27 protein-coding genes are annotated in these 26,808 nt (G+C 71.6%); 11 read left to right on the top strand and 16 right to left on the bottom strand.

What is annotated here, in order from left to right; translation table 11 throughout:
* Positions 1-35: 35 nt before the first annotated feature.
* From J0P97_RS02335 to J0P97_RS02320, 4 genes are read right to left on the bottom strand one after another with little or no spacing between them, the layout of a single operon-like run.
* A complete protein-coding gene (locus J0P97_RS02335; RefSeq protein WP_215486173.1) occupies positions 36-572 on the bottom strand; it encodes a CinA family protein in 537 nt (178 codons plus the stop codon).
* Positions 569-1,177, bottom strand: a complete 609-nt coding sequence (gene pgsA / locus J0P97_RS02330) for a CDP-diacylglycerol--glycerol-3-phosphate 3-phosphatidyltransferase (protein ID WP_215486172.1) — start codon at positions 1,175-1,177, stop codon at positions 569-571. Before pgsA ends, J0P97_RS02335 begins: the two co-directional genes overlap by 4 nt.
* Before the next feature lie 34 nt (positions 1,178-1,211).
* Positions 1,212-3,923, bottom strand: a complete 2,712-nt coding sequence (locus tag J0P97_RS02325; RefSeq protein ID WP_215486171.1) for an FtsK/SpoIIIE family DNA translocase — start codon at positions 3,921-3,923, stop codon at positions 1,212-1,214.
* 59 nt (positions 3,924-3,982) lie between these two features.
* Positions 3,983-5,836 carry a vWA domain-containing protein gene (locus J0P97_RS02320; RefSeq protein WP_215486170.1) on the bottom strand — a complete coding sequence of 618 codons (1,854 nt, stop codon included), beginning with the start codon at positions 5,834-5,836 and terminating at the stop codon, positions 3,983-3,985.
* Between the two features lie 83 nt (positions 5,837-5,919).
* On the opposite strand from J0P97_RS02320, the gene J0P97_RS02315 reads away from it, so the two are divergent.
* Both J0P97_RS02315 and J0P97_RS02310 read left to right on the top strand, forming a co-directional pair.
* Positions 5,920-6,390, top strand: coding sequence for a DNA-binding protein (locus J0P97_RS02315; protein WP_215486169.1), 471 nt, complete (start codon positions 5,920-5,922; stop codon positions 6,388-6,390).
* A gap of 41 nt (positions 6,391-6,431) precedes the next feature.
* A complete protein-coding gene (locus tag J0P97_RS02310; protein WP_215486168.1) occupies positions 6,432-7,583 on the top strand; it encodes a serine/threonine-protein kinase in 1,152 nt (383 codons plus the stop codon).
* Between the two features lie 26 nt (positions 7,584-7,609).
* On the opposite strand, the gene J0P97_RS02305 is transcribed toward J0P97_RS02310, so the two are convergent.
* The 6 genes from J0P97_RS02305 to J0P97_RS02280 all read right to left on the bottom strand — a co-directional run bounded on the left by J0P97_RS02305 (position 7,610) and on the right by J0P97_RS02280 (position 13,087).
* A complete protein-coding gene (locus J0P97_RS02305; RefSeq protein ID WP_215486167.1) occupies positions 7,610-8,104 on the bottom strand; it encodes a GNAT family N-acetyltransferase in 495 nt (164 codons plus the stop codon).
* A 51-nt stretch (positions 8,105-8,155) separates the two neighbouring features.
* Positions 8,156-9,832, bottom strand: a complete 1,677-nt coding sequence (locus J0P97_RS02300; RefSeq protein ID WP_215486166.1) for a ribonuclease J — start codon at positions 9,830-9,832, stop codon at positions 8,156-8,158.
* Entirely contained in the window at positions 9,829-10,806 is a 978-nt protein-coding gene (dapA, locus tag J0P97_RS02295; protein ID WP_215486165.1) for a 4-hydroxy-tetrahydrodipicolinate synthase, read from the bottom strand. The genes J0P97_RS02300 and dapA overlap by 4 nt, the downstream gene beginning before the upstream one ends.
* A 159-nt stretch (positions 10,807-10,965) precedes the next feature.
* Positions 10,966-11,730: an SDR family NAD(P)-dependent oxidoreductase gene (locus tag J0P97_RS02290; protein WP_215486164.1), complete on the bottom strand. Its 765-nt coding sequence runs from the start codon at positions 11,728-11,730 to the stop codon at positions 10,966-10,968.
* Positions 11,731-11,774: 44 nt separating this feature from the next.
* Entirely contained in the window at positions 11,775-12,278 is a 504-nt protein-coding gene (locus tag J0P97_RS02285; RefSeq protein WP_215486422.1) for a dihydrofolate reductase, read from the bottom strand.
* Positions 12,275-13,087 (bottom strand): thymidylate synthase, encoded by an 813-nt coding sequence (locus tag J0P97_RS02280; protein ID WP_282837097.1) that lies wholly within the window; start codon positions 13,085-13,087, stop codon positions 12,275-12,277. Before J0P97_RS02280 ends, J0P97_RS02285 begins: the two co-directional genes overlap by 4 nt.
* A 126-nt stretch (positions 13,088-13,213) precedes the next feature.
* Here J0P97_RS02280 and J0P97_RS02275 point away from each other — a divergent pair, with 126 nt between their 5' ends.
* The 4 genes from J0P97_RS02275 to J0P97_RS02260 all read left to right on the top strand — a co-directional run bounded on the left by J0P97_RS02275 (position 13,214) and on the right by J0P97_RS02260 (position 15,674).
* Positions 13,214-13,651 carry a TlpA family protein disulfide reductase gene (locus tag J0P97_RS02275; protein WP_215486163.1) on the top strand — a complete coding sequence of 146 codons (438 nt, stop codon included), beginning with the start codon at positions 13,214-13,216 and terminating at the stop codon, positions 13,649-13,651.
* Positions 13,644-14,222, top strand: coding sequence for a DUF4395 domain-containing protein (locus J0P97_RS02270; protein ID WP_215486162.1), 579 nt, complete (start codon positions 13,644-13,646; stop codon positions 14,220-14,222). Before J0P97_RS02275 ends, J0P97_RS02270 begins: the two co-directional genes overlap by 8 nt.
* Before the next feature lie 113 nt (positions 14,223-14,335).
* Entirely contained in the window at positions 14,336-14,761 is a 426-nt protein-coding gene (locus J0P97_RS02265; protein WP_215486161.1) for an OsmC family peroxiredoxin, read from the top strand.
* A complete protein-coding gene (locus J0P97_RS02260) occupies positions 14,754-15,674 on the top strand; it encodes a TIGR01777 family oxidoreductase (protein WP_246539608.1) in 921 nt (306 codons plus the stop codon). The genes J0P97_RS02265 and J0P97_RS02260 overlap by 8 nt, the downstream gene beginning before the upstream one ends.
* A 35-nt stretch (positions 15,675-15,709) precedes the next feature.
* Here J0P97_RS02260 and J0P97_RS02255 read toward each other — a convergent pair whose 3' ends face one another.
* Positions 15,710-16,156 (bottom strand): tetratricopeptide repeat protein, encoded by a 447-nt coding sequence (locus tag J0P97_RS02255; protein ID WP_215486159.1) that lies wholly within the window; start codon positions 16,154-16,156, stop codon positions 15,710-15,712.
* On the bottom strand, positions 16,153-16,971 hold the full coding sequence (dapB, locus tag J0P97_RS02250; RefSeq protein WP_215486158.1) for a 4-hydroxy-tetrahydrodipicolinate reductase: 819 nt from the start codon (positions 16,969-16,971) through the stop codon (positions 16,153-16,155). Before dapB ends, J0P97_RS02255 begins: the two co-directional genes overlap by 4 nt.
* A 95-nt stretch (positions 16,972-17,066) precedes the next feature.
* On the opposite strand from dapB, the gene J0P97_RS02245 reads away from it, so the two are divergent.
* Positions 17,067-17,537, top strand: a complete 471-nt coding sequence (locus tag J0P97_RS02245; protein WP_215486157.1) for a GNAT family N-acetyltransferase — start codon at positions 17,067-17,069, stop codon at positions 17,535-17,537.
* Between the two features lie 116 nt (positions 17,538-17,653).
* Here the strand turns inward: J0P97_RS02245 and J0P97_RS02240 are convergent, their stop codons facing one another.
* The 3 genes from J0P97_RS02240 to J0P97_RS02230 all read right to left on the bottom strand — a co-directional run bounded on the left by J0P97_RS02240 (position 17,654) and on the right by J0P97_RS02230 (position 21,995).
* On the bottom strand, positions 17,654-18,253 hold the full coding sequence (locus tag J0P97_RS02240; RefSeq protein ID WP_215486156.1) for a histidine phosphatase family protein: 600 nt from the start codon (positions 18,251-18,253) through the stop codon (positions 17,654-17,656).
* A 109-nt stretch (positions 18,254-18,362) separates the two neighbouring features.
* Entirely contained in the window at positions 18,363-19,418 is a 1,056-nt protein-coding gene (locus tag J0P97_RS02235; RefSeq protein WP_282837091.1) for an aldo/keto reductase, read from the bottom strand.
* Positions 19,419-19,712: 294 nt separating this feature from the next.
* Positions 19,713-21,995, bottom strand: a complete 2,283-nt coding sequence (locus J0P97_RS02230; RefSeq protein ID WP_215486155.1) for a polyribonucleotide nucleotidyltransferase — start codon at positions 21,993-21,995, stop codon at positions 19,713-19,715.
* A gap of 326 nt (positions 21,996-22,321) precedes the next feature.
* Between J0P97_RS02230 and J0P97_RS02225 the strand changes: the two genes are divergently transcribed.
* Together J0P97_RS02225 and J0P97_RS02220 are read left to right on the top strand one after the other, a co-directional pair.
* Positions 22,322-22,495: a DUF5302 domain-containing protein gene (locus J0P97_RS02225; RefSeq protein WP_215486154.1), complete on the top strand. Its 174-nt coding sequence runs from the start codon at positions 22,322-22,324 to the stop codon at positions 22,493-22,495.
* Positions 22,496-22,534: 39 nt separating this feature from the next.
* Positions 22,535-22,687, top strand: a complete 153-nt coding sequence (locus J0P97_RS02220) for a hypothetical protein (RefSeq protein ID WP_215486153.1) — start codon at positions 22,535-22,537, stop codon at positions 22,685-22,687.
* Positions 22,688-22,705: 18 nt separating this feature from the next.
* Here the strand turns inward: J0P97_RS02220 and J0P97_RS02215 are convergent, their stop codons facing one another.
* Positions 22,706-24,091: a glucose-6-phosphate dehydrogenase gene (locus J0P97_RS02215; protein ID WP_215486152.1), complete on the bottom strand. Its 1,386-nt coding sequence runs from the start codon at positions 24,089-24,091 to the stop codon at positions 22,706-22,708.
* A 65-nt stretch (positions 24,092-24,156) separates the two neighbouring features.
* Between J0P97_RS02215 and J0P97_RS02210 the strand changes: the two genes are divergently transcribed.
* Together J0P97_RS02210 and J0P97_RS02205 are read left to right on the top strand one after the other, a co-directional pair.
* Entirely contained in the window at positions 24,157-25,986 is a 1,830-nt protein-coding gene (locus J0P97_RS02210; RefSeq protein ID WP_215486151.1) for a glycoside hydrolase family 15 protein, read from the top strand.
* Between the two features lie 94 nt (positions 25,987-26,080).
* Positions 26,081-26,806, top strand: a complete 726-nt coding sequence (locus tag J0P97_RS02205) for a gamma-glutamyl-gamma-aminobutyrate hydrolase family protein (RefSeq protein WP_215486150.1) — start codon at positions 26,081-26,083, stop codon at positions 26,804-26,806.
* The last annotated feature ends 2 nt before the right edge of the window (positions 26,807-26,808 follow it).

Genomic DNA, 26,808 nt, shown 5'->3' with positions numbered 1-26,808 from the left:
ACACCGGCTATTCCCGGGGCATTTCTCCCGGCCGATCAGAGGGCCTCGAGGGTCAGCCGGATCGCTCGCGCAGCGGCCTCGGCGCGGATGCCGGATCGGTCGCCGTCGAGCTGGAGGGACTCGACGCGCGAGCCGAGCGGGGTGGAGACGGCGAGGTGGACCGTCCCGACCGGCTGACCGTCGGGAGAGACCGGGCCAGCGATGCCGGTCGTCGCGATGCCCACGTCGGCGGGCTCTCCGGAGCCTGCCACCGTCCGACGGACCCCTTCCGCCATCTGGCGCGCGACGCGCGGGTGGACCGGGCCGTGCGCCGCGAGGAGGGTGTCATCCACCCCGAGCAGCGCGGCCTTCAGGTCGGTCGCGTACGCGACGATCCCGCCACGCAGCACGTGCGAGGACCCGGGGACGTCCACGATGGCGGAGACGACGAGCCCGCCGGTGAGCGACTCGGCGACGCCCAGGGTCCATCCGAGCTCCCCCAGCCGGGCGACGAGGCGCGCGGACTCGCTGAGGCGTCCCTCCGAGACCTGGGTGCGCTCGAGATCGTCGGGGAGGTCGGTCCATCCGCTCATGCGTCGCCCCGGCCGCGCGGCGCCGCGGTGCGCGCGCCTGTGCCACGGGCGGCGCGGGACCCGCGGATCTCCGTGATGATGTAATCGATCCCGCTCGCGACCGTGAGGATGACGGCGATCCACATCGTGATGGTGTTCACCACGTGGATCCACTCCCCCACGAGGGTCCACAGCGGCAGGAGGGCGAGCGACAGGGCGATCGCCTGCGCAACCGTCTTCAGCTTGCCCATCCAGGCCGCCGCGACGACATGGTTCGACGCGACGACGAGGCGATGCACGGTGATGCCGACCTCGCGCATCAGCACGAGGACGGTGACCCACCACGGCAGCTCGCCGAGGATCGAGAGCCCGACGAACGCGCATCCCGTGAGCGCCTTGTCGGCGATCGGGTCGAGCAGCTTGCCGAGGTCGGTGACGATCTCGTAGCGCCGTGCCAGGTACCCGTCGATGCCGTCCGTGGCGATCGCGACGATGAACAGGACCGCCGCCCACCAGCGGAGGGGTCCGTCACCACCCCCGTCAGCGAGGAGCATCCACAGGAAGATCGGCGCGCACAGGATGCGCACGATCGTGATCGCGTTCGGAAGCTGCCTCGGGATCGCCACGAGCCGAGCCTACTGGCCGGGGCGGCGCGGAACCTCAGTCCCGCCCGGTGAGCCCCCAGGCATCCTCGGACGCGTCGTCGCCGTCCACGACCTCGTACCCGTCGAACTGCGCGTCGACGGCGTCCGGGCCCTTCGACAAGCCCGGGGACCGGTCTGCGGGGGGTTCGTCCCCCCGCAGCCGTGCGAGGACCTCGGGGAGCTGCTCCGGGGTCACCAGCACATCGCGGGCCTTCGAGCCCTCGGACGGGCCGACGATCTCGCGCGACTCGAGCAGGTCCATGAGGCGCCCCGCCTTCGCGAATCCCACGCGGAGCTTGCGCTGCAGCATCGACGTGGAGCCGAACTGGGTGGAGATGATCTGCTCCGCCGCGGCCAGCAGGAGCTCGAGGTCGTCGCCGATGTCGGCGTCGATCTCCTTCTTCTCCGCGACGGCTGCGACGTCGGAGCGATACTCGGGCCGGGCCTGATTCTTGACGTGGTGGACGACTTTCTCGATCTCGCTCTCGGCCACCCAGGCACCCTGCACGCGCAGGGCTTTCGAGGCGCCCATCGGCAGGAACAGTGCGTCGCCCTGCCCGATCAGGCGGTCGGCGCCGGGCTGATCGAGGATGACGCGCGAGTCCGTGACGCTCGTGACGGCGAACGCGAGCCGCGACGGCACGTTGGCCTTGATGAGCCCCGTGACCACATCGACCGACGGGCGCTGCGTGGCGAGCACCAGGTGGATGCCGCTGGCGCGCGCGAGCTGGGTGATGCGCACGATCGAGTCCTCGACGTCGCGCGGGGCCACCATCATGAGGTCGGCGAGCTCGTCGACGACGACGAGGAGGTACGGATAGGGCTTGAGAACGCGCTCGCTGCCGGCCGGCAGCTGGATCTCACCCGCGACGACGGCCTTGTTGAAGTCGTCGATGTGGCGGAACCCGAACGACGCGAGGTCGTCGTAGCGCATGTCCATCTCCTTCACGACCCACTGCAGCGCCTCTGCGGCCTTCTTCGGGTTCGTGATGATGGGGGTGATCAGGTGCGGCACGCCGGCGTACGAGGTGAGCTCGACGCGCTTCGGGTCGATGAGCACCATCCGCACCTCGGAAGGCTTCGAGCGCATGAGCACGCTCGTGATCATCGAGTTGACGAAGCTCGACTTGCCCGATCCCGTTGATCCCGCGACGAGCAGGTGGGGCATCTTGGCGAGGTTCGCGACGACGTAGCCGCCGCCCACGTCCTTGCCGACGCCGATCGTCATGGGGTGGGTCTGGCTCGTCGCGGCCTGCGAGCGCAGCACGTCGCCGAGGGTCACGATCTCGCGGTCGGTGTTGGGGATCTCGACGCCGATCGCGCTCTTGCCGGGGATCGGGGCGAGGATGCGGACCTCGTTCGACGCGACCGCGTACGCGATGTTGTTGGTGAGCGCGGTGATGCGCTCGACCTTCACGCCGTGGCCGAGACCGATCTCGTACTGGGTGACGGTCGGGCCGCGGGAGAAGCCGGTGACCCGGGCATCCACCGAGAACTGCTCGAAGACGCTCGTGATCGCCGCCACGACGCGGTCGTTCGCCTCCGACCGCGCCTTCGGCGGGGTCCCCGCCGCGAGCGCCGTCACCGCGGGCAGGCGATAGGGCGGCGCGGGCGGACGTCCGTCGTGATCGTCGCCGAGGCCCGAGATGCCGGGCAGGACGCCGTCGTCGAGGACGATCTCACCGCTGTCCTCGCGCAGCGAGGTGTCGGCACCGCGCGCGGCCTCGCGGGCGTGCGCGATCACCTGCGGGTCGATGATCTCGGTCGCGGCCTCGGAGAGCGGGGGCAGCGGCGGTACGGGCGGGGACACCGGGGTGGCGATCGCCTGATCGAAGCCGCCGTCGCCCGACGTGCTGAGCAGGGCGGTCAGGTCGTCCGAGCCGAGATGGCCGTCGGCATCCTCCTCGCGCCCGGTCTTGTTGCGCCGCCACCAGGGCGTCCCGGCATCCTTCGCATCCGCATCGCCGTCAGCGGCGCCGAAAGCCACCGTCGGCCCGGTCGCGGTCGCATCCGCCGCCGGCTCAGCGCGCTCGACGCCGAACATCCACGCGTACAGGTCGCCGAGGCGACGACCGATACGCCCGGGCGGCGTCTTGGTCAGGATCAGGATGCTGAGGACGGCGAAGACGCCGAGGACGAGGAACGCGACGACCTCGGTGAGGTAGGACAGCGGCTCGCCGATCATCCATCCGAAGAGTCCGCCCGCGCCGCTCAGCGCGGGAAGTCCGCCGCTCGGCTGCGGCCGGTGGCCGGCGACGTGGCAGAAGCCCGCGATCGCGAGGACGAACAGACCGAAGCCGATGCCGATGCGCCCGTTGTCGTGCACCGAGGGCGGGTGCCGGAAGAGCCAGCCGGCGAGGAGGAGCAGGAGGACCGGCATGATGAACGCGACCCGTCCCACGAGTGCGCCGACGCTGTACGCGCTGATCGCCGTTCCGACGTCGGTGCCGATGAGGAACCATTCGACGACCGCGCCGATCACCGCGAGGAGAACGAGGAGGAACGGGAACCCGTCGCGGCGCTGATCCTTCTCCAGGACCTCCGGGCCGAACGCCCGGAACATGCCGCCCGTCGCATGCGCCAGGCCGAGCCACATCCGCACCGCCACGGGAGGCCTGTCGATCTCGTCGACATAGCGCTTCGGTGCCGGCTCCGGCTTCCGGGCGCGCGCGGAGGAGTTCGACTTCGTCCCGCGCGGGGTCGTGGGCGTGCTGGTGCTCCTCGGCATCCCTCCACGGTAGGCGGTGTCGGGGACATTTCCCCGGATTGACGCGGGCGCCGGCCCGATCAGAGGCTCCGACGCCGGCGCAGCAGCACGGCGCCGACGATCGCCGCCCCGACGAGGAGGATCCCGCCTCCGACCACGAGCGCGACCGGCCCGACCGCGCCGGAGCCGCCGACGTGCGAGGCGTCCGGCTCCGTCGTCGCCTGCGGAGAGGATGCCGGACTCGGCGTGTCGATCAGAGGGCGCGGACCGCTTTCGGGCCCGCCGCTGACGGTGACCTCGATGAGGAACGAATCGAGGACGAACTCCCGGGCGCCGCTGCGGTCGGCCAGGACGATGTAGTACTCGCCGGGGAGCGCGTAATCGGTCGATCCGAACCGCACCGGCTCGGGGGTCGAGCGGGAGAGCGTGCGGAACGAGGGGTCCGACTCCGTCATCCACACCAGGTTCTGCGAGCTGCCCTCGGCCATGGGTAGTGCCGCCCGCAGAGGAGAGCGCACCTGGGGTCCGATGACGTTCATCCGGTCACCACCGTCGAGGCGACGATCCTGGGTCACGGTGTAGCTGAGCTGCTGACCCCAGTCCAACCGGACCTTGAAGAACTTCACCTCGCTCGTGCCGATCTGCGACCGGTAGGTCTGGCCGGGGAAGATGTCGGCCGCGGTGTTGAACGATCCGCCGCCCGCGAGCGGGGTCGCTGTCGCAGCGTCGGGCACGGGAGCCGCCGGCCCGGGACGCGCTCCGGGGGAAGGGAGACCGGCAGCGTCGACGGGAGGCTCCAGGCGGACGAGGATCTCCACCGGAAGATCCCGGTCGGTGAGCGCCGTGCCATCACGCCGCACCGCGAGGATCAAGGGCCCGTCGCACTCGCTCGTGAGAGCGGCGGTCGGAGGGAAGGCCGTCTCCTCCGCGGCGCCGACGGCGTCGCGCGTCATCCCGCAGTCCGCGCCCGCGGCGCCGGTCAGCGAAACCGAGACGCCGGAGTACAGGTCGGGAACGGGCGCCGAGGCGGCGGTCGGTATCAGAGAGGCCGTGACGTGCGGACGGTAGCCTTCGGGCACCTCGAGGCGGTAGTGGAGGAAGCTCTCCTCGCCGCCCGTGGCGACCGCCGAGAGGTCCTCGGCACGGAACTCGTCCAGCCACTGCCCCGGTCCGATCGCGGGCGGGTTCCCGTCCGCGGTGAGGCTCCCGGCGATCGGGGTCCCCCGCGTCTCGTATCCCGTCAGCGCGTAGTCGACTTTGACGCGCAGCGCCTCGGCGAGCTGTCCGTCGTCCTGGGCGTCGGCATAGGTGCCGCCGGTCGCATCCGCGATGCAGGCCAGCTGCGCCCGCGCAGCGTCGTCCACGCGGAACCCGACGGTGTGCACGGTGAGCTCGACCCCCGACGAGGCGAGCCCGCGGGCGACCTCGCACGGGTCGGGGGGCGCGCACGTGTCGATCCCGTCGCTCACGAGCACGATCGCGCCCGCTCCGCCCGGCAGCGCGGCGGCGGCGTCGCTCAGCGCTCGCCCGATGGGTGTGTATCCGGATGCCTGGATGCCGGCGATCTGCGCGGTCATCGCCGCGGCGTCCACCTCACCGACCGGGACGAGCGTGCGCACGTCCTGGCATCCGGCGTCCTTCTCGGAGTCGGCGCTCCCGGTGCCCGTCCCGTAGACCATGAGGCCGACATGCGCGCCGGCGGGGAAGCCGTTCACGAGTGCGGTCGCGGCGTCCTTGGCGGCGTCGATGCGCGGGCCCGGCGCGTCGGACTCGAGCATCGACCCCGACGCGTCGAGCACGATCATCGTCGGCACCACCTCGGCCGGTGACCCGGCGGCGGAGGGGGCTGCGACGGCGGCCGGGGCGACGGCGCCGCCGGTGAGCAGTACAGCGGCCAGAGCGATCGTCGCCCACGAGCCCATTCGATGTGCCATCACGGGGCCTCCGCCCAGTAGTCTGCTGAGAGTTGCAGAAGCAAACTAACACACGCATTCGCAATTGCAAAGGAAGGGCATCGATGAGCTCAGCCCGTGAGGACGCCCTCGGCAGCTCCGCGCAGCGCGACCTCTACGGCGCGACCTGGCAGGAGCGTTTCGCGTCGATCCGCGAGGCCTACCGTCTCCCCCAGCACCGGCTTGCGTCCGTCATCGGACTGAGCGCCCCGATGGTCAGCCAGCTCGCCTCGGGTCAGCGCACGAAGATCACGAACCCCGCCGTCCTCGCCCGCGTGACGCTGCTCGAGGAGCACCTCGCCGACCCCGGTGTCCGCTCAGGCGACGCGGACGCCATCGGCGCCGTGCTGGCCGAGGCATCCACCTCCGTGCCCGTGCTGACCACGCAGTCCACCGCCGGGAGCGCACGGCTGGCGTCAGTGGCCTGGCTCTCCCGACACGCGACGCCCGCACAGCTCGCCGATCTCGCCGACCACGCACGCGGACTCGGCGCGGTCGAGGTTGCCGCGGTCCTCGACGACGCGAGAGGCGCCTGACACCCACCGTGGGCGAGGTGATCTGCGGCAGATGGGAGCTGATGGCCCCGATCGCCATCGGCGGGTCCAGCACCGTGTGGCGCGCGCGGGACATGCGCGATGACCGCGTCTGCGCACTCAAGGTGCTGCGGCAGCGCGACGGCGCGCAGCTGCTGAGGTTCGCCCGCGAGCAGGCCATCCGCATCGACCATCCGCACGTCGTCGCCCCCTCGGCGTGGGGCGCGGACGACGGCTCGATCGCCATCGCGTGCGAGTTGGTCTCGGGCGGTTCGCTCGCCGGGCTCGTGGCGGACTACGGCGCGCTCGGCGAGGGCACGGTCGTGACGATCCTCGATCAGCTGCTGTCCGCCCTCGGCGCCGTCCACGCGGCGGGGATCGTCCATCGCGACGTCACCCCCGCCAACGTGCTGCTGCGCGCGACCGGGAGCGGCCCGCTCGATGTCGCACTCGTCGACTTCGGCATCGCCGCGGGGCCGGACGATCCCCGCCTCACCCATGCCGGCTTCGTCGTCGGCACGCCCGGGTACGTCCCGCCCGAGGTCGTGCAGGGTCTCGGCCTCGTGCGGCCGGATCATGACCTCTACGCGCTCGGATGCCTTGCACGCGTCCTCCTCGCCGGCGGCGAGGACGCGCCCGCCGTCGCCCCCGCCGACGACGCTCTGGCCCGCACGGTGGCATCGATGACCGCGCCCGATCGAGGCGACCGGCCGGCAGATGTCGCCGCCGCAGCGGAGCTGCTCCGGGGCGCCGTGCGCGATCCGCACCCTCTCGACCGTGACGGCGATCCGATCGAAGTGTTCGACCACCTCTCCGGCGAGGGCGCCCACGACGCCGAGGCCGGCGCCGACGCCGACGCCCCGGGCGAACCCGACCCCACCCCCGCGGGCGCGGGTACCGCTGCGGGCACCGATGCCCCCGGTGGGACGCCTCTCACCGGCAGCGGCGGATCCACCGGGCGCCGCGGGATCTCGGTCTGGATCGCGGCGGTCTCGGCCGTCGCGATCGCGCTCCTCGTGTGGGGAGTGCTCCAGCTCCCCGCCGTTCCGGAGGAGAGCCCCCCGGGCCCTACGCCGACCGTCAGCGCGGATGCGTGCACATGGGTCGACGAGGGTGACACCCGCGCGGGGCCGACGGGCGCCGAGCGCTGCGTGCGGACGGCGGACGGCTACGTCTGGAACCCGATCGAGCCGTGAACGCGTCGCCGCGCCGCGGCGCGGAGTCAGCGCAGACGCTTGACCATCGTGTCGCGGCCGTGGCCGGGCGCCGTGATGGCGAAGCCCTCGCTGCGGTACAGCTGCTGAGCGAAGTTGCCGCGCTCGACCGACAGGCTGAGGCGCGCGAAGCCCTGTCCGCGGGCGTGCTCGCAGAGCTGCCGAAGGAGCGTCCGCCCCACGCCGTGCGCCCGCCAGATCGGCCGCACGCCGATGATCAGCTCGGGGACACCCGTCCCGACGTAGCCGAAGCCCGGCTCGGTGCGCGGGAGCATGCGGTACCAGGCGGCGCCGACGGGCTGGTCGTGCGCATCGATCGCGACGAACCCGGCATCCCCCGGCCGCATCCACCCCGCGACGTAGCGGTTGTGGTCGGGATGGGTCATCACCTGGTGCTTGGGACGCGCGCCGTCGGGGCGCCAGTTCGCGGCCTCCACCACCATGTCGGCCAGGAAGCCGCCGTCGGCCTGCGTGGCAGGCCGGGTGCGGAAGGAGGCGGGCATGCCCCGATGCTAGCGACCAGTTGTTACGGCGCGATCACAGCCGGGAGCGACCTACGCCTCGATGACCAACGGCACGATCATCGGACGGCGCCGCAGGCGCTGGTTCACCCAGCGGCCGATCGTGCGTCGGACGACCTGCGACAGCGCGTGCGCGTCACGGACCCCGTTGCCGGCGGCTTCGGCCAGCGCGGCGGCGATCTTGGGCTTGACCTCGTCGAACACGTTGTCCGACTCCGCGAAGCCGCGCGCGTGGATCTCGGGACCGGTGATGATGCGCCCCGTCGAGGAGTCGACCACGACGATGACCGAGATGAACCCCTCCTCACCGAGGATCCGACGGTCCTTCAGGTCGGCGTCGGTGATCTCGCCGACCGTCGACCCGTCGACGTAGACGAAGCCGAGGTCGAGCTGGCCGACGACCTTCGCGACGCCGTCCTTGAGGTCGACGACCGTGCCGTTCTCGGCGATGATCGTGTTCTCTGCCGGGATGCCGGTGTCCTGCGCGAGCTTCGCATTCGCGATGAGGTGACGGTACTCGCCGTGCACCGGCATGACGTTGCGCGGCTGCAGGATGTTGTAGCAGTACAGCAGCTCCCCCGCCGCCGCGTGACCGGAGACGTGGACCTTCGCGTTGCCCTTGTGGACGACGTTGGCACCGAGCTTGGTCAGGCCGTCGATGACGCGGTAGACCGCGTTCTCGTTGCCGGGGATGAGGCTCGAGGCGAGGATGACGGTGTCGCCCGGGCCCGGCTCGATCGCGTGGTCGAGGTTCGCCATGCGGCTGAGCACCGCCATCGGCTCGCCCTGCGACCCCGTGGACATGTAGACGATCTTGTCGTCGGGCAGGTCCTGGGCCTTCTTGTAGTCGATGAGCACGCCGTCCGGCACCTTGAGGTAGCCGAGGTCCTCGGCGATGGTCATGTTGCGCACCATCGAGCGGCCGAGGAAGGCGAGCCGACGTCCGTTCGCCGCGGCCGCGTCGATCACCTGCTGCACGCGGTGGACGTGGCTCGAGAAGCTCGCGACGATCACGCGCCGCGGCGCCTTGGCGATCACCTGATCGAGGACCGGACCGATGTCGCGCTCGAGGGGTGTGAACCCGGGCACATCGGCGTTGGTCGAGTCGACGAGGAAGAGATCGACGCCGTCCTCGCCCAGGCTGGCGAAGGCCCGCAGGTCGGTGAGGCGGCCGTCCAGCGGAAGCTGATCCATCTTGAAGTCGCCCGTGGCGAGCACCGTCCCGGCATCCGTGTGGATGGCGACGGCGAGCGCGTCGGGGATGGAGTGGTTCACCGCGACGAACTCGAGGTCGAAGGGCCCGACCTGCTCCTCCTGCCCCTCGGCCACCGTCAGCGTGTAGGCCTTGATGCGGTGCTCCTTGAGCTTCGCCTCGACCAGGGCGAGGGTCAGCTTCGAGCCGATGAGCGGGATGTCGTTCTTGAGGCGCAGCAGGTACGGCACCGCGCCGATGTGGTCTTCGTGGCCGTGGGTGAGCACGACTCCGACGACGTCGTCGAGGCGGTTCTTGATCGGCTCGAAGTCGGGGAGGATGAGGTCCACACCGGGCTGGTGCTCCTCGGGGAACAGGACGCCGCAGTCGACGATGAGGAGCTTGCCCTCGTACTCGAAGACGGTCATGTTGCGGCCGATCTCTCCGAGACCGCCGAGCGGGATGACGCGGAGGGTGCCCTTGGCGAGCGTGGGCGGGTCGTAGACGTTCGTGCTCATCGTGTCGTGCCATGCACCTTCGGAAGGGCGCCGCCGGCGGCGGCGTTGCGGTCGGGTCGGAAGTTCGAGAAATCTGCGCCCTCGACGCCGCTGACGAGTGCGAGCTCATCCTCGATGAGGGCGGCCTCCCACTCTTCGGGGCCGACGAGCGGGAGGCGGACGCGCGGGCTCGAGATGCGGCCGAGGCCGTGCAGGATGTACTTCGCGCTCACGGTGCCGGGAACATGCGTCATCACCGCGCGCACGAGCGGTTCGAGGCTCTTGTGAGCGGCGGTCGCGGCCGCGAGGTCGCCGCGGTTCACGGCATCCACCATCACGCGATAGGGGGCTGCGGCGACGTTGGCCGTGACGCCGATGAGGCCGGTCGCGCCGATCGCCATGTGCGGCAGCGCGTTCGCGTCGTCACCGGAGAAGTACATCAGGTCGGTCTGGTTCAGCACGCGGCTGACCTCGGAGAAGTCGCCCTTGGCATCCTTGATCGCGAGGATGTTGGGGTGCTTCGCGAGCCGCAGGATCGTCTCGTACCTGATCGGCACGCCGGTGCGGCCCGGGATGTCGTAGAGGATCACGGGCAGGTCGGTCGCGTCGGCGACCAGCCGGAAGTGGGTCAGGATGCCGGCCTGTGTGGGCTTGTTGTAGTACGGCGTCACGATCATGATGCCGTCGGCGCCGGCCTTCTCGCTCGCGCGGTACAGCTCGATCGCGTGAGCCGTCTCGTTCGACCCGCCGCCGGTGATGATCTTCGCGCGACCCGCGGCGACATCCTTGCCGGTCTCGACGAGGCGGAGCTTTTCGGGGTCGGTGAGGGTGGAGGTCTCGCCCGTCGTGCCGGTGACGACGATGCCGTCGGCCCCGGCGCTGATCACGTCGTCCATGTGCTTCTCGACGGCGGGCCAGTCGACCTCTCCGTCGGCCGTCATCGGAGTGACCAGCGCGACGAGGACCTGGCCGAAGGGATTGCCCGATTGCGTCATGCGTCCAGGCTATCGGGTCGGGGGCGGGAGCCTGCTGTGGACCTCCACTCGGGAGGAAATCGGCAGTCGGGAGGTCGCGTGCCACCCCGGAGCCCTCCCGAATGCCGAAACCCTCCCGACCACGACCCGCGCGCGGAGTCCCGGGGACGGGCGCAGAGCTCAGCGGCCGGTCGCGGCGAGGCGGGCGGCGAGCGATGCCGGAAGCAGCCGGACCGCCCCCACCAGGACCTTGTAGCGAAGAGACGGGAGGGAGACCGGGCGGCCCGCCGCCGCGTCGCGCAGGCCGGCGCGCACGACGTCCGCGGCATCCAGCCACATGAAGGGCGGGACCCCCTCGCGACCCGGCGCGAGGCCCATCCGCTCGTGGAAGTTCGTGTGGGTGAAGCCCGGGCACACCGCGGTGACGGTGACCCCGCGCGGAGCGTACGTCGCGTTCGCCCAGCGGCTGAACGAGACCACCCACGCCTTGACGGCGCCGTATGTTCCCCGCGGCATGAACGCGGCGACGGATGCCACGTTGATGACCCTGCCGTGCCCGCGCTCGAGCATCGCCCCCAGGGCGGCGTGCGTGAGCCGCATCGTGGCGCGGACGTGGAGGTCGAGGTGCCGCTCCTCGTCGGCGATGTCGTTCGCAGCGAAGTCGAGGCCGAGCCCGAACCCCGCGTTGTTCACGAGCACCTCGACCGGCCGCTCCGGGTCACCCACCCGCGCGGCGACCGCGTCGAGCCCGTCCTGCGAGACCAGATCCGCCGCCAGCACCTCGACCGCGACCCCGTACTGCGCCTTCAGGTCGCCCGCCAGCCCATCGAGTGCTCCCCGATCGCGGGCGACGAGCACGAGCGCCGCACCCCGAGCGGCGAGCTGGCGCGCGAACTCCGCGCCGAGGCCCGAGCTCGCTCCGGTGATCAATGCCGTCTTCGCCACGCTGCCAGCCTACGCACGTCGGGGAGAGGCGGCACGGCTCCTGTTCAGGACCGGATCAGCGTGAGGAAGCGGTAAGGGATGCCGGTGCGCGAGACGCTCCACCCGTCGGCAGGATCGACGGCCGCCACTGCCCAGCCCGCCCGCGCGGGGGCGAAGGTGTCCCCGTCGCGGATCTCGAGGTCGAGCTCGGTGACCTCGAGGATGCCGGCGCGGGGCAGCGCCTCGGCGAAGAGTCCGGCCCCGCCGATCACCCACGCGGACTCGGCGTCCGCGACGAGCGCGAGCGCGTCCTCCAGCGATCCGGCGCGCTCCGCTCCGGCCTCGGCCCAGGCGTCCGACCGCGTCACGACGATGTTGCGCCGCCCGGGCAGGGGCCGGAATCGGGGCGGGAACGATTCCCACGTCCGTCGCCCCATGATGACCGGATGCCCCGTCGTGAGCGCGCGGAAGTGCGCGAGATCCTCGGGGACGTGCCACGGCATCCCGCCGTCCCGGCCGATGACGCCGCCCCGAGCCTCCGCCCAGACGAGTCCGAGGCGCACGGTCAGACCGCGACCGCGGCGCGGATGGCGGGGTGGTGCTCGTAGTCCTCGACCACGATGTCCTCGAACGTGTAGTCGAAGACCGAGTCGGGCTTCCGCGCGAACCGAAGCGTCGGAGACGGATAGGGATCGCGGGAGAGCTGCTCGCGGACCTGCTCGACGTGGTTGTCGTAGACGTGGCAGTCTCCGCCCGTCCAGACGAAGTCACCCGGCTCGAGCCCGGTCTGCTGGGCGATCATCATCGTGAGCAGCGCATACGAGGCGATGTTGAACGGGACGCCGAGGAACATGTCCGCGGAGCGCTGGTACAGCTGGCACGAGAGCTTGCCGTCTGCGACGTAGAACTGGAACAGGGCGTGGCACGGAGCCAGCGCCATGTCGGGGATGTCGGCGGGGTTCCACGCCGAGACGATGAGGCGGCGGGAGTCGGGATTGACGCGGATCTGCTCGATCACCTCGGAGATCTGGTCGACCTGCCCGCCCGACGGGGTGGGCCACGAGCGCCACTGCACGCCGTAGACGGGACCGAGCTCGCCCTGGTCGTCGGCCCACTCGTCCCAGATCGTCACTCCGTTCTGCTGCAGCCACGCCACGTTCGACTCGCCGCGCAGGAACCACAGCAGCTCGTAGACGATCGACTTGAGGTGCACGCGCTTCGTCGTGATGAGCGGGAAGCCCTGCGCGAGGTCGAATCGGATCTGGCGCCCGAAGACGCTCGTCGTGCCCGTCCCGGTGCGATCGTCCTTGTGCACCCCGTCTCGGAGCACCTCGCGGAGGAGGTCTTCGTACGGGGTGGGAATGGATGCCGCGCTCACGCTGCCAGACTACCGGCGCCGGGCGCCCACGGGACCGGCGCACGCTGTTTCGCCGTGTTGCGGTCGCACGGTCCGGCGGATCCCTCCGGGCCCCGTCTGCTCCCGCGCGCACTAGGATCCTGGGTTGTGACCCTGCTCGACGCGATCCTCGTGCTCACCGCCCTCCTCGCGGTGACGATCGGTCTCGGCGGCTTCCTGCAGTGGCAGCAGAAGCGCCCCCGCCGGTTGAACCCCGCCGAGGTCGTCGACCCCGCGCGTCTCGGGGCTGAGAGTCTCGGCGCGCAGGCGACGCTGCTGCAGTTCAGCACCGAGATGTGCGGCCGCTGCCCCGGCGTCCATCGCACACTCGGCGCCATCGCCGGGGAGCGCCCCGGTGTGCGTCACCTCGACATCGACCTCACCCATCGCCCCGACATCGCGAAGCATTTCCGCGTCCTCCAGACGCCGACCACGCTGATCCTCGACCGCGACGGGGTCATCCAGACGCGGTTCGGCGGCACTCCCAGCCGGCACGCCATCGAGCTCGAGCTCGCCCGAGTCACCGCGGCGGACGCCCGTGTCTGACCTCGGGCGACCAACGGGCATCGATCCTCGAGGACCGCGCTTCGCGGCATCCATCACGGCACTGCTGCTGCTCATCACCACCCTCTTCGCGCTGGTCGGCAACGCGACAGCCCGCGGCTACGGGTGGTTCGCGTATCAGCCGCTGGACGCGGAGATGTCGGCGCCGGGCGGCGGAACGTGGCTGCTCCCCGCACTGTCCGTCGGTCAGCGCGCCGCCGACCTCGGCTTCGCACTCCTCCTCGTGAGCGCTCTGCTGTTCCTGTGGGGCGTCCTCTCTCCGCGCACCGCGCCCTGGGGCGTGCTGTTCCGCCGCCTCGTGCAGCCGCGCCTGGGCGCGCCGACCGCCCTCGAGGATCCCCGCCCGCCGCGCTTCGCCCAGGGCGTGGGGCTCCTCGTGACGACGATCGGGCTCGTTCTCCACCTCGCCGGCGTGCCCTGGGCTCTGCCCATCGCCGCAGCCCTGGCGTTCGTCGCGGCCTTCCTCAATGCGGTGTTCGGGCTGTGCCTGGGGTGCCAGCTGTACCTTCTCCTCCAGCGGATCGGCATCGTCGGCCGGGCGGCCACCGCCTGACACGTCCGGCCGCGCGCCGCCAGCCCCTCCCCCGCGCTCGTGGCGGCGTCTAGGCTCGTCGCAGATGCGGTCGGTACCGATCGCCGACCGCGCGAGATCCGGAGGAGACACTCATGAGCGTGACCAGCGAAGCGAGCACGAGCTGGAAGGGGAGCCTCGCCGACGGCTCCGGCGAGGTCGCACTGGAGAGCTCGAACCAGGGCCCGTTCGCCGTCAACTGGAAGGCGCGCAGCGAGGGCTCGACGTCCGTCACGACGCCGGAGGAGCTGATCGCCGCGGCGCACTCCTCGTGCTTCTCGATGGCGCTCTCCCACGCGCTGGCGGGCAATGGCACGCCGCCCGAGAGCGTCGAGACCACCGCGTCGGTGACGTTCATCCCGGGGACCGGCATCACCGGCTCCCACCTGAACGTCCAGGCGGTCGTCCCGGGCATCTCCGCCGAGGACTTCGCCCGCATCGCCGATGAGGCGAAGGCGGGATGCCCCGTGTCCGCGGCGCTGGCGGGAATCGAGATCACGCTCGAGGCGACGCTTGCCTGACCCTTCTCCCGCGTATCCCGGGCGCGTCGTCGTCGCGGGCTCTTCCGGCTTGATCGGAGGAGCCCTCGTCGACGCGCTCCGGGCGGACGGGGTCCCCGTCACCCGCCTCGTGCGGCGGGAGGCATCTGCGCCCGACGAGGTCAGCTGGGACCCGCAGCGGTCCCGGCTGGACCCGGACGTCCTCGCCGGAGCCCGAGCGGTCGTGGGGCTGGGCGGCGCGAGCATCGGTCGCTTTCCGTGGACGAAGCGCTACAAGCACGAGCTCGTCTGGTCGCGGATCGCGCCGACCCAGGCGCTGGCCGCGGCGGTGCGCACCCTCGGGGACGACGCGCCGGCGTTCGTCTCCGCCTCCGCCGTCGGCTACTACCCGTCGGCACCGGGGCAGCGCCTCACCGAGGAATCCCGCCGCGGCGACACGTTCCTCGCAGATCTCTGCGGCGAATGGGAGACGGCGGCGCGCGCCGCCGGACCACACGCGCGCGTCGCGCTGCTGCGCACCGCCCCGGTCGTCCACGCCGAGGGCGTCCTGAAGCCCCTCATGCTCCTCACCCGTCTGGGAGTGTCGGGCCCGATCGGTCGCGGCACGCAGGTGTGGCCGTGGATCTCGCTCGAGGATGAGGTGCGCGCCATCCGCCACGTCATCGACGGCGACCTCGAGGGGCCGGTGAACCTCTGCGGGCCGACGCGCGCCACGGCGAACGACCTCGGGTTCGCGCTCGCCCGCCGGATGAACCGGCCGTTCCTCGTGCGGGCCCCCGCCTGGGGGCTCCGCCTCGTGCTCGGGAAGGATGCCACCGAGGCGCTGCTCACGAGCGATTCCGACGTCGTTCCGGAGCGCCTCGAGGCGTCCGGCTTCACGTTCGTGCACCCGACGGTCGAGGATGCCGTGGCCTCCGCGGTCCCCGCCGCCTGACCCGAGTCCGACCCGGGCCGTCCCTCACGGCGCGCTCACGCGCGGGCGGACTTCTCCAGACGGATCGCAGTGCGCATCGCCTCGCGCGCACGACGGCGGTCCCCCGCGCCGTCGTAGGCGAGGCCGAGCCGGAACCACGCGCGCCAGTCGTCGGGATGCGCCTGCACGTCCTCGCGGTAGCGGGGGAACAGCGCATCCGCCTGGGCGCGGTCGGGCCGCCCGCTCGCGCGCACGTCGAGCTCCTCTGCAGGAAGCGCGCCGTCGGCCTCCATCCGGCGGGAGAGACGCTGCGCGCCGACGCCGAAGGCGATCTCGCGCCACAGCGCCCATGCGGCGATGAGGGGCAGAACGACGAGCGCGACACCCATCGCGACGCCGACCACCTGTCCGGAGGTGAGCAGCAGCCACGCACGCTGCGCGACGAGCAGGATGTACAGCGCCAGCAGCGCCGCCATCACGGCGACGCCGATGCGCGCGCTCATGCGCCGGTCACACGCGCCACCTGGCCGGGCACTCCGCCCTCGTCGAGCGGAGCGTCCGCCGCATCCGGCGTCCGCCGTGCGCCGAGGCCCAGGTCGATGAGGTTGTCCAGCCCGATCGTCACGCCGCGCGCATCGCGGGCCGCCGCGAGCGCGACGCGGATGCCGGGGGCGTACGCCTGGACGGGGTCGATCGTGTCGTGCGCGATCGTGATGGACTCGCCCGGGCCTGACAGGATCGTCTCCTGCCGCGCGATGACTCCCGGCCGGCGCAGCGAATGGATGGGGATGCTCGCGACCTGCTGCCCGCGGGCGCGCTGGTCGATGTGCGGCGCCTCGACCGGCCCGGAGGCGGCGCGGGCGGCGGCCATCAGCTCCGCGGTGCGCACGGCCGTTCCGCTCGGCGAGTCGACCTTGGTCTCACGGTGGGCCTCGATGATCTCGATCGACGGGAAGTGCGGGGCAGCGGCGGCCGCGATCGCCGTCGCGATCACCGAACCGAGGGAGAAGTTCGGGATGAAGACGGCCCCGGTTCCGGCCGCGTCGACGAGCGGGCGGACGAGCGCGATCCGCTCGTTCGACCAGCCCGACGTGCCGACGAGGACGTTGATGCCCCGCTCGATCGCGGCGCGGACGACGTCGACCGAGACACCCGGAGTAGAGGCGTCCACGACGAGGTCGGCACCGTCGAGCTCCCGCAACTCGCTCCGCGAGCCGAGGACGGCGACGACCTCGAAGCCGGGCTCCGCGTCGATCACGGCGTGGATGATCCCACCGAGTTTGCCGGTGCCGCCCACGAGGGCCACTCTCGTCGTCATGGGACCAGCCTAGGCGCGATGCGGCCGCAGCGACCCGACCCGCGCCGTGCCACGATCCGGCGGCCGCCCGTCCGCACGGACAGTACGCTCGAGGGATGGTCGCCCTGGAACCCGTCGACGTCGCCGACCCCCGCGCGCAGGCGCTTCTCACCGAGTACTTCGCGATGCGCGGAGAGAGCTTCCCGAAAGGGCAGACGTACCGCCCGGTGTTCCCCGATGCGGCGGTGTTCACCCCGCCTGCGGGCGTGTTCTTGATCCTGGTCGACGACGACGGCGTCGATGCGGGATGCGGCGGCATCCGCCGCATCGAGGACGGCCCGGCCGGAACCCGCTACGAACTGAAGCATCTCTATGTGGCCCCCTCCACGCGCGGCCGCGGCTGGGGACGCCTCGTGCTCGCGGAGCTGGAGGACCGGGCGCGGGCTCTCGGCGCCGCCGAGCTCGTTCTCGACACCCACCACAGCCTTGAAGCCGCGGGAGGGCTGTACGCGCGGAGCGGCTACACCGCGATCGCCCCGTACAACGACAACCCCAACGCGACCCGCTGGTACGGCAAGCTCCTCTGACCCCCGACCTCCGCGGCTGCGGCCCCCGGCTTCCGTCTCCGGAGTATTGGATTCCGCGCCGCCGCCGACGCCGTGACGCCGCGGCCCCGGCGCACGCCGCCCTACGTCCGGGCGGCTCAGACCGGGAGCGCCTCCGGCAGGCCCGTCCGCAGCTCCATCGGCAGGTGCGCGAGGTCGTTGTGGGATGCCAGGGTCCACGGGCGGCCAGGGCGCTGCGCGAGCACCGTCAGCCCGCAGTGCGCCTGATTGATCGTCATCCACCGCCAGTCCGGCGCGTCGAGCACCTCGCGGACGAACCACGCGATGACGAAGTTGTGGGTGATCAGCAGCTCGTGGGAACCGGGCTTGCGGACGAGGAACTCCGACACGGCGTCGGCCATCTGCGCACTGCCCGCGTCGATGTCGGCCTCGGTGATCGATCCGAAGAAGCCGTCGTAGGCGGCCGGCATCCCGGGTTCGGGTCCGCTCGGGATGCAGTCGAAGAGGAGGGCCGAGGGCTCGGGCACCACCGAGGGGAGGCGCCCGGCGACGGCCCGCGCGGTCTCCGCGGCGCGCTCGAGCGGTGAATGCCAGACCGCGTTCAGTGGAACGCCGGAGAGGCGGTCGGCGAGGAACTCCGCCTGCCGCCTGCCGCGCGGGGAGAGCGGACCGTCCTCGAGCCCGTGCTCCGCATCCAGGTGCTCGCCATGACGCACGAGGTACAGGTAGTGCGTCACGTCAGCTCGTCTCGACATCGGGGGGCGGATGCTTCCAGCCTAGGTCAGCGCACCGACACCGATCAGGGGATTGCGCGCGGGCACGATCTCTGGTGGGGGTGGGCCGCGGCTACTGCGCGGCCTTCGCGATCTCGGCGAGGTGGGCGCGACTGAGCTTGGTGCCCACGCCCTGCACGAGCTCGACGACGTGCTGCACGGCGAAGGCGTTCACGACGGGCGCGACGACCGTGCGCTGGGCGAGGAGCCAGGCGATCGCGACGGCGGACGTCGGGATCGACAGCTCCGCGCCGATCCGGTCCAGTGCGCGGAGGACGCGTTGTCCGCGACGGTTCATCGCCGCGGCGAGCTGGGAACCTCGGACCGAGGCGGCGATCTGAGAGCGGGAACGGTGCATCCCCGACAGGTACCCGTGCTCGAGCGGCTGCGAGGGTGTCACAGCGATGCCCTGCGCACCGGCGACGAGGCGGAGGTCGCCGTCGTACGAGCTCTGTCGCAGCACGTTGTAGGGCACGCTGAGCGCCGTCAGGCGCGGGTAGCCCGCGGATGCCAGGATGCGCGCCTCGACGAGCTGTGCGGCCGTGTGGCCGACGGAGCCGAGGGCGCGGACCTTGCCCGCCTCGATGAGCCACTCGGCCGTGGCGAGCGTGTCCTCCAGCGCCGTCTGCGTGTCCAGCGTGGTGTCGAGGTACAGCACGTCGATCCGGTCCGTCCCCAGGCGGGTGAGAGATGCCTCGACGGAGCGGATCAGGTTGACCGACCCGAGCCCGGGGTGGTCCGGGTTCGTCCCGACGCGCACGCAGAGCACTGTGCTGTCGCGCACGCAGCGACGCGCCATCCACTGGCCGATGATGTATTCGCTGCGACCCGCGGCATCCGCGTCACTGGTCTTGACGGCGTTGCCGCCGCGCTCACGGTAGGCGTCGAGGATCGCATGCGCGGCCGACATGTCGACGTGCCAGCCGAACTCGGCACCGCCGAGGATGAGCGGGAAGACCCGCGCACCGGACTCGCCGAGCGGGACCCGCAGAGCGGCACCGAGCGGTGCCCCCTGGACCGGGATGGGAGCGGAAGGGTGCCCGGACAGCATTGTCACGACGTTCCCCTCCCCCGTGGTGGCGTCGGCGCGCGGCGAGGCGGGTGATGACCCTGCTCCGAAGAAACCCACTCCACACCCCTCATGGTTCCGACACCCGGGTGACACGTCCGCTGCATCCCCCGATGCGTAGTACCGAGGCTAGGCCAGGCCACCGACACGCCCGCGTATTGAGGGGATGCCCAGGTAAACTTTGGATAACGCTTTGGTCTCGGGACCGCTCCCGCACTGTTTCCTGTCCCCCGTTCGGGGGACACCGCGATCCCGCGAGCGGGGGAACGGCGGCGCGGCAGCGGGAGAAGAACGGATGCCCGCCCCTCCGAGTCGGGAGGAAGCGGGCATCCGTTGTCTGTGCGCCGGGGCGGATCAGCCCTCGGCGGGGGCGTCGCCGGGGCCTTCGCTCGCGGCGGCCGAACCCTCCTGGTCCGCGGCCTCCTCGAGCACGGGCTCGAGCGAGAGCTTGCCGCGGTCGTCGATCTTCGTGATCTTCACGAGGATCTTCTGACCGACGCCGAGGACGTCTTCGACGTTCTCCACGCGCTTGCCGCCGGCGAGCTTGCGGACCTCGCTGATGTGCAGCAGGCCGTCCTTGCCGGGCAGGAGCGAGACGAACGCGCCGAACGCCGCGAGCTTGACGACGGTTCCGAGGAACTGCTCGCCCACCTCGGGGTTGGTCGGGTTCGCGATCGCGTTGACCTGCGCGCGAGCGGCCTCCGCCGAGGGACCATCGACCGCGCCGATGTAGACGGTGCCGTCCTCCTCGATGGAGATCTGCGCGCCGGTCTCGTCCTGGATCGAGTTGATCGTCTTGCCCTTGGGGCCGATCAGCTCACCGATCTTGTCGACCGGGATCTGCACGCTGATGACGCGGGGCGCGGTGGGCGCCATCTCGTCGGGCGCGTCGATCGCGGCGTTCAGGACGTTCAGGATCGTCATGCGGGCATCCTTGGCCTGCGTGAGCGCAGCAGTCAGCACCGACGACGGGATGCCGTCGAGCTTCGTGTCGAGCTGGATCGCCGTGACGAACTCGCTCGTACCCGCGACCTTGAAGTCCATGTCGCCCAGGGCGTCTTCGGCGCCGAGGATGTCGGTCAGCGCGGCGTAGCGGGTCTGGCCGTCGACCTGGTCGGAGACGAGGCCCATCGCGATGCCGGCGACGGGGGCGCGCAGCGGCACACCCGCGTTCAGCAGCGACAGGGTCGAGGCGCAGACGGAGCCCATGGACGTCGAGCCGTTGGAGCCGAGAGCCTCGGACACCTGACGGATCGCGTACGGGAACTCCTCGCGGCTCGGCAGCACCGGCACGAGCGCGCGCTCGGCGAGGAAGCCGTGCCCGATCTCGCGACGCTTCGGCGAACCGACTCGACCGGTCTCACCGGTCGAGTACGGGGGGAAGTTGTAGTGGTGCATGTAGCGCTTGTGCGTGACGGGCGACAGCGAGTCGATCTGCTGCTCCATCTTGAGCATGTTCAGCGTGGTGACACCCAGGATCTGGGTCTCGCCGCGCTGGAAGATCGCGGAGCCGTGCACGCGCGGGATGACCTGGACCTCGGCATCCAGCGGACGGATGTCCGCCAGGCCGCGTCCGTCGATGCGGACGCCCTCGGTGAGGATGCGACCGCGCACGATCGTCTTCGTGACCGACTTGTACGCGCCCGAGAACTCCAGCGGCGCGCCGGCGGGGAGCTCCCCCGCCTCGACGGCGGCGATCAGCTGCGCCTTGACGTCATCCTTGATGGCGTCGTCGGCGTTCTGACGCTCGACCTTGTCGGCGATCTGGTAGACCGGAACGAGGCGGTCGTAGGCACGGCCGGCGACGAAGTCGTAGACCTCCTGGGTGTACGCCGGGAAGACCGGGTACGGCTGGATCTCCTTGGCCGCGGTGTTCGCCACGACGTTCTGCGCCGCGACGAGCTCCTTGATGAAGGGCTTGGATGCCTCGAGGCCCTGCGCCACGACCTCCTCGGACGGCTTGGTGGCGCCGCCCTTGATGAGGTTCCAGCTGTGCTCGGTGGCCTCGGCCTCGACCATCATGATCGCGACGTCGCCGTCATCGAGCACGCGGCCCGCGACGATGAGGTCGAAGACGGCCTCTTCGAGCTGGGTGACGGTCGGGAACGCGACCCACTGGTCGGCGTGCTCGCCGTGGCCGGGGATGAGCGCGAGGCGCACGCCGGCAATGGGGCCCGAGAACGGCAGACCGGAGATCTGCGTCGACAGGGAGGCCGCGTTGATCGCGAGGGCGTCGTAGAACTCACCCGGCGCGATGGACAGCACGGTGATGACGATCTGGACCTCGTTGCGCAGGCCGTCGACGAACGACGGACGCAGCGGGCGGTCGATCAGACGGCAGACGAGGATCGCCTCGGTGGAGGGCCGGCCCTCGCGGCGGAAGAACGAACCGGGGATCTTGCCTGCCGCGTACGAACGCTCTTCGACGTCGACGGTCAGCGGGAAGAAGTCGAAGCCCTCGCGGGGGTGCTTGCCGGCGCTGGTGGCCGACAGAAGCATCGTCTCTTCGTCGAGGTAGGCGGCGACGGCGCCCTGCGCCTGCTGGGCGAGGCGGCCCGTCTCGAAGCGGATGGTGCGGGTGCCGAAGCGGCCGTTGTCGAGAACGGCTTCCGCGGCGGTGATTTCAGGACCTTCCAAGAGGTCTCTCCTTCTTTGTTTAGACTCGCTCGCGCGTTTCGCGGGCGAGATCATGCGAAGGAGCAGGAACAGGCAGATCTCAGCGCGCGGAAGATGCCGCGTCCTCGCCAGCGCTGGCCACCAGTGGAGGTCCACCAGTGCTCGACGGCGAGATCGAGTACTGGGAGACCACCACAGGGGACCAGCTTCCTGCCGGCCTGCTCCAGATGTCGCGGAGAATCCACGACAACCTGCACCAGCCTATCAGCCGCCCTCCCTGCGCGTACGCCTCCCCCGGCGGATGCGAAGGCCGTGCACGGGGAGGGACCCGTGCGTATGGTGGAGGGATGAGCACCGACGACACGACCGCATCGGACGAGATGAAGCGCAAGTTCAAGGAGGCGCTCGACAAGAAGAACGCGCAGCACCGCGAGGGCGAGGCGCATCTGGACGGCGACTCGCAGGTGCACGGCACGCACGGCGCCGTCACCAAGCGCGAGTTCCGCCGCAAGAGCGGCTGAGCGCGACATCCACCACCACCCCACCGGACGGACGAACCCATGAGCGACGTGCACCCCCGCGGCGAAGACGCCGACGAGCGTCCCGACCAGGCGGACGACGAAGCCGACGAGCGCAGCCACGCGGATGAGATCGAGATGCGCAGGCGGCTCGCGATCGAACTGGAGCAGTTCGAGGGCGGCATCGAGGGCTGACCCCTCCCGCCGGCCCTCTCAGGCGCCCCGCGGCCAGTCCGCGGGGCCCTCGGTTCCCGCGGCGTAGTCCTCGAGGGGCACATCGCCACGGCGCCACGCATCGCGGATGGGCTGCAGGATCCGCCAGCACTGCTCGGCGGTGTCGCCGCGCACGGACAGCGTCGCGTCGCCGTCGAGGATCGCGTCCAGCACCTCGACATACGCGCGCTGGGCGCCGAGCCCGAGCTCGGCGTCGAGGGTCGCGCGGTGCAGCGCGAAGGGGTCCTCGCCGCCGTTGACCGACAGCTCGAGCGCGAGCCGGTCGGGCCCGAGCGAGAATCGCACCACCGTGCCCGGGTCGCTCCCGGTGAACCCGACCGGAAGATGGCGCACCGGTCGCATCACCACCTCGATCTCGGCGAGCTTGGCGCTCAGCGCCTTGCCCGAACGCAGGGTGAAGGGCACACCCTGCCAGCGCGAGGTGCGCACCTCGCACGTGATCTCGGCGAGCGTCTCGGTGTCGCGTGCCGGGTCGACCCCCGGCTCATCGACGTACGACGGCAGCGCCTGCCCACCCGCGGTGCCGGCGGTGTACCGTGCCCGGCGGGAGAAGCGGACGGGGTTGTCATCCCACACGTGGGTCGCGCGAAGGACCGCGGCGGTGGCGGAGCGCACGTCCTGCTCCCCCAGCGTGGCGGGCGGCTCCATCGCGAAGACAGCCAGAACCTCGAGCAGGTGGCTCTGGATCATGTCGATCATCGCGCCGGCGCGGTCGTAGTATCCTGCGCGCCCCTCGAGGCCCAGGGTCTCGTCGAAGCGGATCGAGACGCGCTCGATGTGCTCGGCGGACCAGGTCGGCTCGAAGAGGCGGTTCGCGAAGCGCAGACCCAGGAGGTTCAGCACGGTCGAGCGGCCCAGAAAATGGTCGACCCGGAAGATCTGGTCCTCCGGCAGCAGGGCGCGGAGGATGCCGTTCAGCTCGCGCGCGCTCTCCTCGTCGTCGCCGAAGGGCTTCTCGAGAGCCAGGATCGTGCCCTCCGGCAGCTCCGACGGCTTCAACGACGCGCACGCCTCGGCGGCGGCGGACGGCGGCACGGCGAAGTAGAGCACGAGACGCCCCTCGGGGACCTCGCGGAGGATCTGCCGCAGGCCCGCGGCCGTGGTCGCATCGGCGGTGATGTACGGAGTGGAGGCCAGGGACGACATCGCGTCCTCGGCGTCCGCCTCGCGGAAGGCGCCGCGCACGCGGCGGCGCCATTGCGCGTCGCTGAACGCTGTGCGCCCGACGCCGACCAGGTTGATCCGGCGCTGCGGCTGGGTGTGCAGCAGCTCGGCGAGCGCCGGCAGCAGCAGCCGGGCCGTGAGGTCGCCGCTCGCCCCGATGATCACCAGTGTGGACGGGCTTGCCGCCGACTCGCCGCTCATACCGCCACCCTAATCAACGTACGGCGCCCCGCGGCGCCCCGCAGGTCATCGACCGAACACGCGGTATGGTCCCCCCAGGGGGCACGAGGGGGCACAATCGAGACGTGCCGGATGCCATCGAGGACTACGCCCTGCTCAGCAGCTGCCGCACGGCGGCGCTCGTCTCGCGGAGCGGGTCGATCGACTGGCTCTGCCTGCCGCGCTTCGACTCCGGGTCGGTGTTCGGCGCTCTGCTCGGGGCGCCGGGACAGGGTTCGTGGCAGCTGCGCCCGACCGATCCCGCGGCGATCGCGACGCGCCGCTACGACGGCGACACCTTCACCCTCATCACGCGGTGGGAGGCGAATGGCGGCGTCGCGGAGGTGCACGACTGCCTGCCCGTCGATCCCCGGCATCTCGACCTCGCCCACCGGGTCGACCTCGTCCGGCGAGTCGTCGGGGTGTCCGGCGAGGTCGAGTTCGCGCAGGAGGTGCGCCTCCGCTTCGACTACGCGCGGGCCGTGCCCTGGGTCCGCCAGACGGGCACGACCGGCGCGCCCGAGATCACCGCCATCGCGGGGCCGGATGCGGTGACGATCCGCGGCGCGGCACTGGATGCGGACGATCACGTCCACCGCGGCGCGCTGACGGTCGCCGCGGGGGGCGTGCGGGATCTCGTGCTGACGTGGCATCCCTCGCACCATCAGGCGCCCGCCCCGCTCGAGGTCGATGACGCGCTCGCGACGACTCACGCCTGGTGGACGCGGTGGGCCGCGCGCATCAGCACGCACGAGGTCCATCGGAGCCGGGTGGTGCGCTCGCTGCTCACGCTGCGCGCATTGACACACCGCGACACGGGCGGGATCATCGCCGCACCGACGACGTCCCTCCCCGAGCAGTTCCACGGCTCGCGGAACTGGGACTACCGCTACGTGTGGCTGCGGGATGCCTCGCTGACGATCGAGGTCCTCCTCGCGCACGGGTTCGAGCACGTCGTCGAGCACTGGCGGCGATGGCTGCTGCGCGCGATCGCCGGGGACCCGCGCCAGCTGCAGATCGTCTACGGGATCGCCGGCGAGCGCGACCTGGACGAGAGAGAGATCCCCGAGCTGCCGGGATACGAGGGCGCCGCGCCCGTGCGGATCGGCAACGGGGCCGCCGCGCAGTACCAGGCCGACGTGACGGGCGAGGTGCTCGCGGCGCTGTTCGCCGCACGGGAGGCGGGGATGAACGAGTCCGCGCTCTCCTGGCCGCTCGAGCGGGCCCTCCTCCGACGCACGGCGGAGCGGGTCGACGAGCCCGACCAGGGCATCTGGGAGATTCGCGGCGAGCCGCGTCGGTTCGTCCATTCGCGCGCGATGGTGTGGGCGGCCTTCGACCGCGGCATCCGCTCGGTGCGCGAGCACCACCTGTCCGGCCCCGCGGACGAGTGGGAGGGGCTGCGCGACCGGGTGCGAGCCGAGATCGACGCGCACGGCGTCGCGGCGGCCGGGCACTTCACTCAGTACGAGGGGACGGATGCCGTGGACGCCTCCCTCCTCCTCCTGCCGGTCGTCGGGTTCTGCGCTCCGGACGACCCGCGGATGCTCGCCACCGTCGCCGAGATCGAGCGGACCCTCATGCCCGACGGGCTGGTGCTGCGCTATCGCACCGAGTCGGGCGTCGACGGGCTCGCCGGCACCGAGAATCCGTTCCTCGCCTGCTCGTTCTGGCTTGTGGAGCAGTACGCCGCGACCGGGCGCCTCGCCGACGCGCAGGCCCTCATGGACCGCGCCTGCGCGCTCGCGAGCGACGTCGGCCTCCTGTCGGAGGAGTACGACGTGGCGGCGGGGCGGCAGGCCGGGAACACTCCCCAGGCCCTCTCGCACCTGGCGCTCGTGCGCGCCGCGGACGCGTTGGACCGCGCCGCCGTCTGAGACCCCGCATCCGGCCGGGCACGGCATCGCCGGCACGCGGCGTCCCGCGCGGGCGGGGAGGAGCGCGTGCGCGCGCTTCGGCCATGATGGAGGCGTGAGCAGACTCCCCCGCATCGCGATGCCCGCCCGTCTCTCCGACGCCGCCGCCGACGGCGCGGACCTCCGCGTCGGGCTCGCGAACGCGATCTTCGACGACGTGGCCGCCCTGACGCGCGCCGCGGGGCTCGATGTCGTGGTCGTGCGCGCCGCCGACCTGACGGGCTTCGACGGCGTCGTCCTCCCCGGGGGCGGCGACATCGATCCGGCGCGGTACGGCGGCGACACGGCGGCATCCGTCTACGACGTCAACGCCGTGCAGGACGACCTCGATCTCGGCATCGCGGCGGCGGCGATGGCGGCGGGGCTGCCGATCCTCGGGGTGTGCCGGGGGCTACAGGTACTCAACGTCGCGTGCGGCGGGACCCTCGTCGAGGATCTGCCCGGCTCGGACGTCCTGCACACGCCCGGCGACGGTGGCGGCGCGCTCGAGTGGACGTGGCACGAGGTCGCCGTCGCGGAGAGCTCGCGGCTGCGGGGAGAGGTCGACGCGGCGCAGATCCCGGTCGCCTCGGGGCACCACCAGGCGATCCGCGCGCTCGGCGCCGGCCTCGTCGCGACCGCAACCGCGGACGACGGCATCGTCGAGGCGGTCGAGCACGAGACCCTGCCGATCGTCGCCGTCCAGTGGCACCCCGAGGCGGAGGGCACGCCTGCACCGCTGGCCGCCGCGCCGTTCGCCGTGTTCGCCGAGCTCGTCCGGAGGTCCGCGACGATCGCGTGAGC

It is taken from the genome of Microbacterium flavum, assembly GCF_018717645.1.
Lineage (GTDB): Bacteria > Actinomycetota > Actinomycetes > Actinomycetales > Microbacteriaceae > Microbacterium > Microbacterium flavum.
This window is presented reverse-complemented; position numbering and strand designations above follow the sequence as displayed.

What these genes read in the sequence shown, in the direction of transcription:
- J0P97_RS02335 (WP_215486173.1), bottom strand. Translation starts at nt 572, where the DNA reads ATGAGCGGATGGACCGACCTCCCCGACGATCTCGAGCGCACCCAGGTC.
- J0P97_RS02325 (WP_215486171.1), bottom strand. Translation starts at nt 3,923, where the DNA reads ATGCCGAGGAGCACCAGCACGCCCACGACCCCGCGCGGGACGAAGTCG.
- J0P97_RS02320 (WP_215486170.1), bottom strand. Translation starts at nt 5,836, where the DNA reads ATGGCACATCGAATGGGCTCGTGGGCGACGATCGCTCTGGCCGCTGTA.
- J0P97_RS02315 (WP_215486169.1), top strand. Translation starts at nt 5,920, where the DNA reads ATGAGCTCAGCCCGTGAGGACGCCCTCGGCAGCTCCGCGCAGCGCGAC.
- J0P97_RS02310 (WP_215486168.1), top strand. Translation starts at nt 6,432, where the DNA reads ATGGCCCCGATCGCCATCGGCGGGTCCAGCACCGTGTGGCGCGCGCGG.
- J0P97_RS02305 (WP_215486167.1), bottom strand. Translation starts at nt 8,104, where the DNA reads ATGCCCGCCTCCTTCCGCACCCGGCCTGCCACGCAGGCCGACGGCGGC.
- J0P97_RS02300 (WP_215486166.1), bottom strand. Translation starts at nt 9,832, where the DNA reads ATGAGCACGAACGTCTACGACCCGCCCACGCTCGCCAAGGGCACCCTC.
- dapA (WP_215486165.1), bottom strand. Translation starts at nt 10,806, where the DNA reads ATGACGCAATCGGGCAATCCCTTCGGCCAGGTCCTCGTCGCGCTGGTC.
- J0P97_RS02265 (WP_215486161.1), top strand. Translation starts at nt 14,336, where the DNA reads ATGAGCGTGACCAGCGAAGCGAGCACGAGCTGGAAGGGGAGCCTCGCC.
- J0P97_RS02255 (WP_215486159.1), bottom strand. Translation starts at nt 16,156, where the DNA reads ATGAGCGCGCGCATCGGCGTCGCCGTGATGGCGGCGCTGCTGGCGCTG.
- dapB (WP_215486158.1), bottom strand. Translation starts at nt 16,971, where the DNA reads ATGACGACGAGAGTGGCCCTCGTGGGCGGCACCGGCAAACTCGGTGGG.
- J0P97_RS02245 (WP_215486157.1), top strand. Translation starts at nt 17,067, where the DNA reads ATGGTCGCCCTGGAACCCGTCGACGTCGCCGACCCCCGCGCGCAGGCG.
- J0P97_RS02225 (WP_215486154.1), top strand. Translation starts at nt 22,322, where the DNA reads ATGAGCACCGACGACACGACCGCATCGGACGAGATGAAGCGCAAGTTC.
- J0P97_RS02220 (WP_215486153.1), top strand. Translation starts at nt 22,535, where the DNA reads ATGAGCGACGTGCACCCCCGCGGCGAAGACGCCGACGAGCGTCCCGAC.
- J0P97_RS02215 (WP_215486152.1), bottom strand. Translation starts at nt 24,091, where the DNA reads ATGAGCGGCGAGTCGGCGGCAAGCCCGTCCACACTGGTGATCATCGGG.
- J0P97_RS02210 (WP_215486151.1), top strand. Translation starts at nt 24,157, where the DNA reads ATGGTCCCCCCAGGGGGCACGAGGGGGCACAATCGAGACGTGCCGGAT.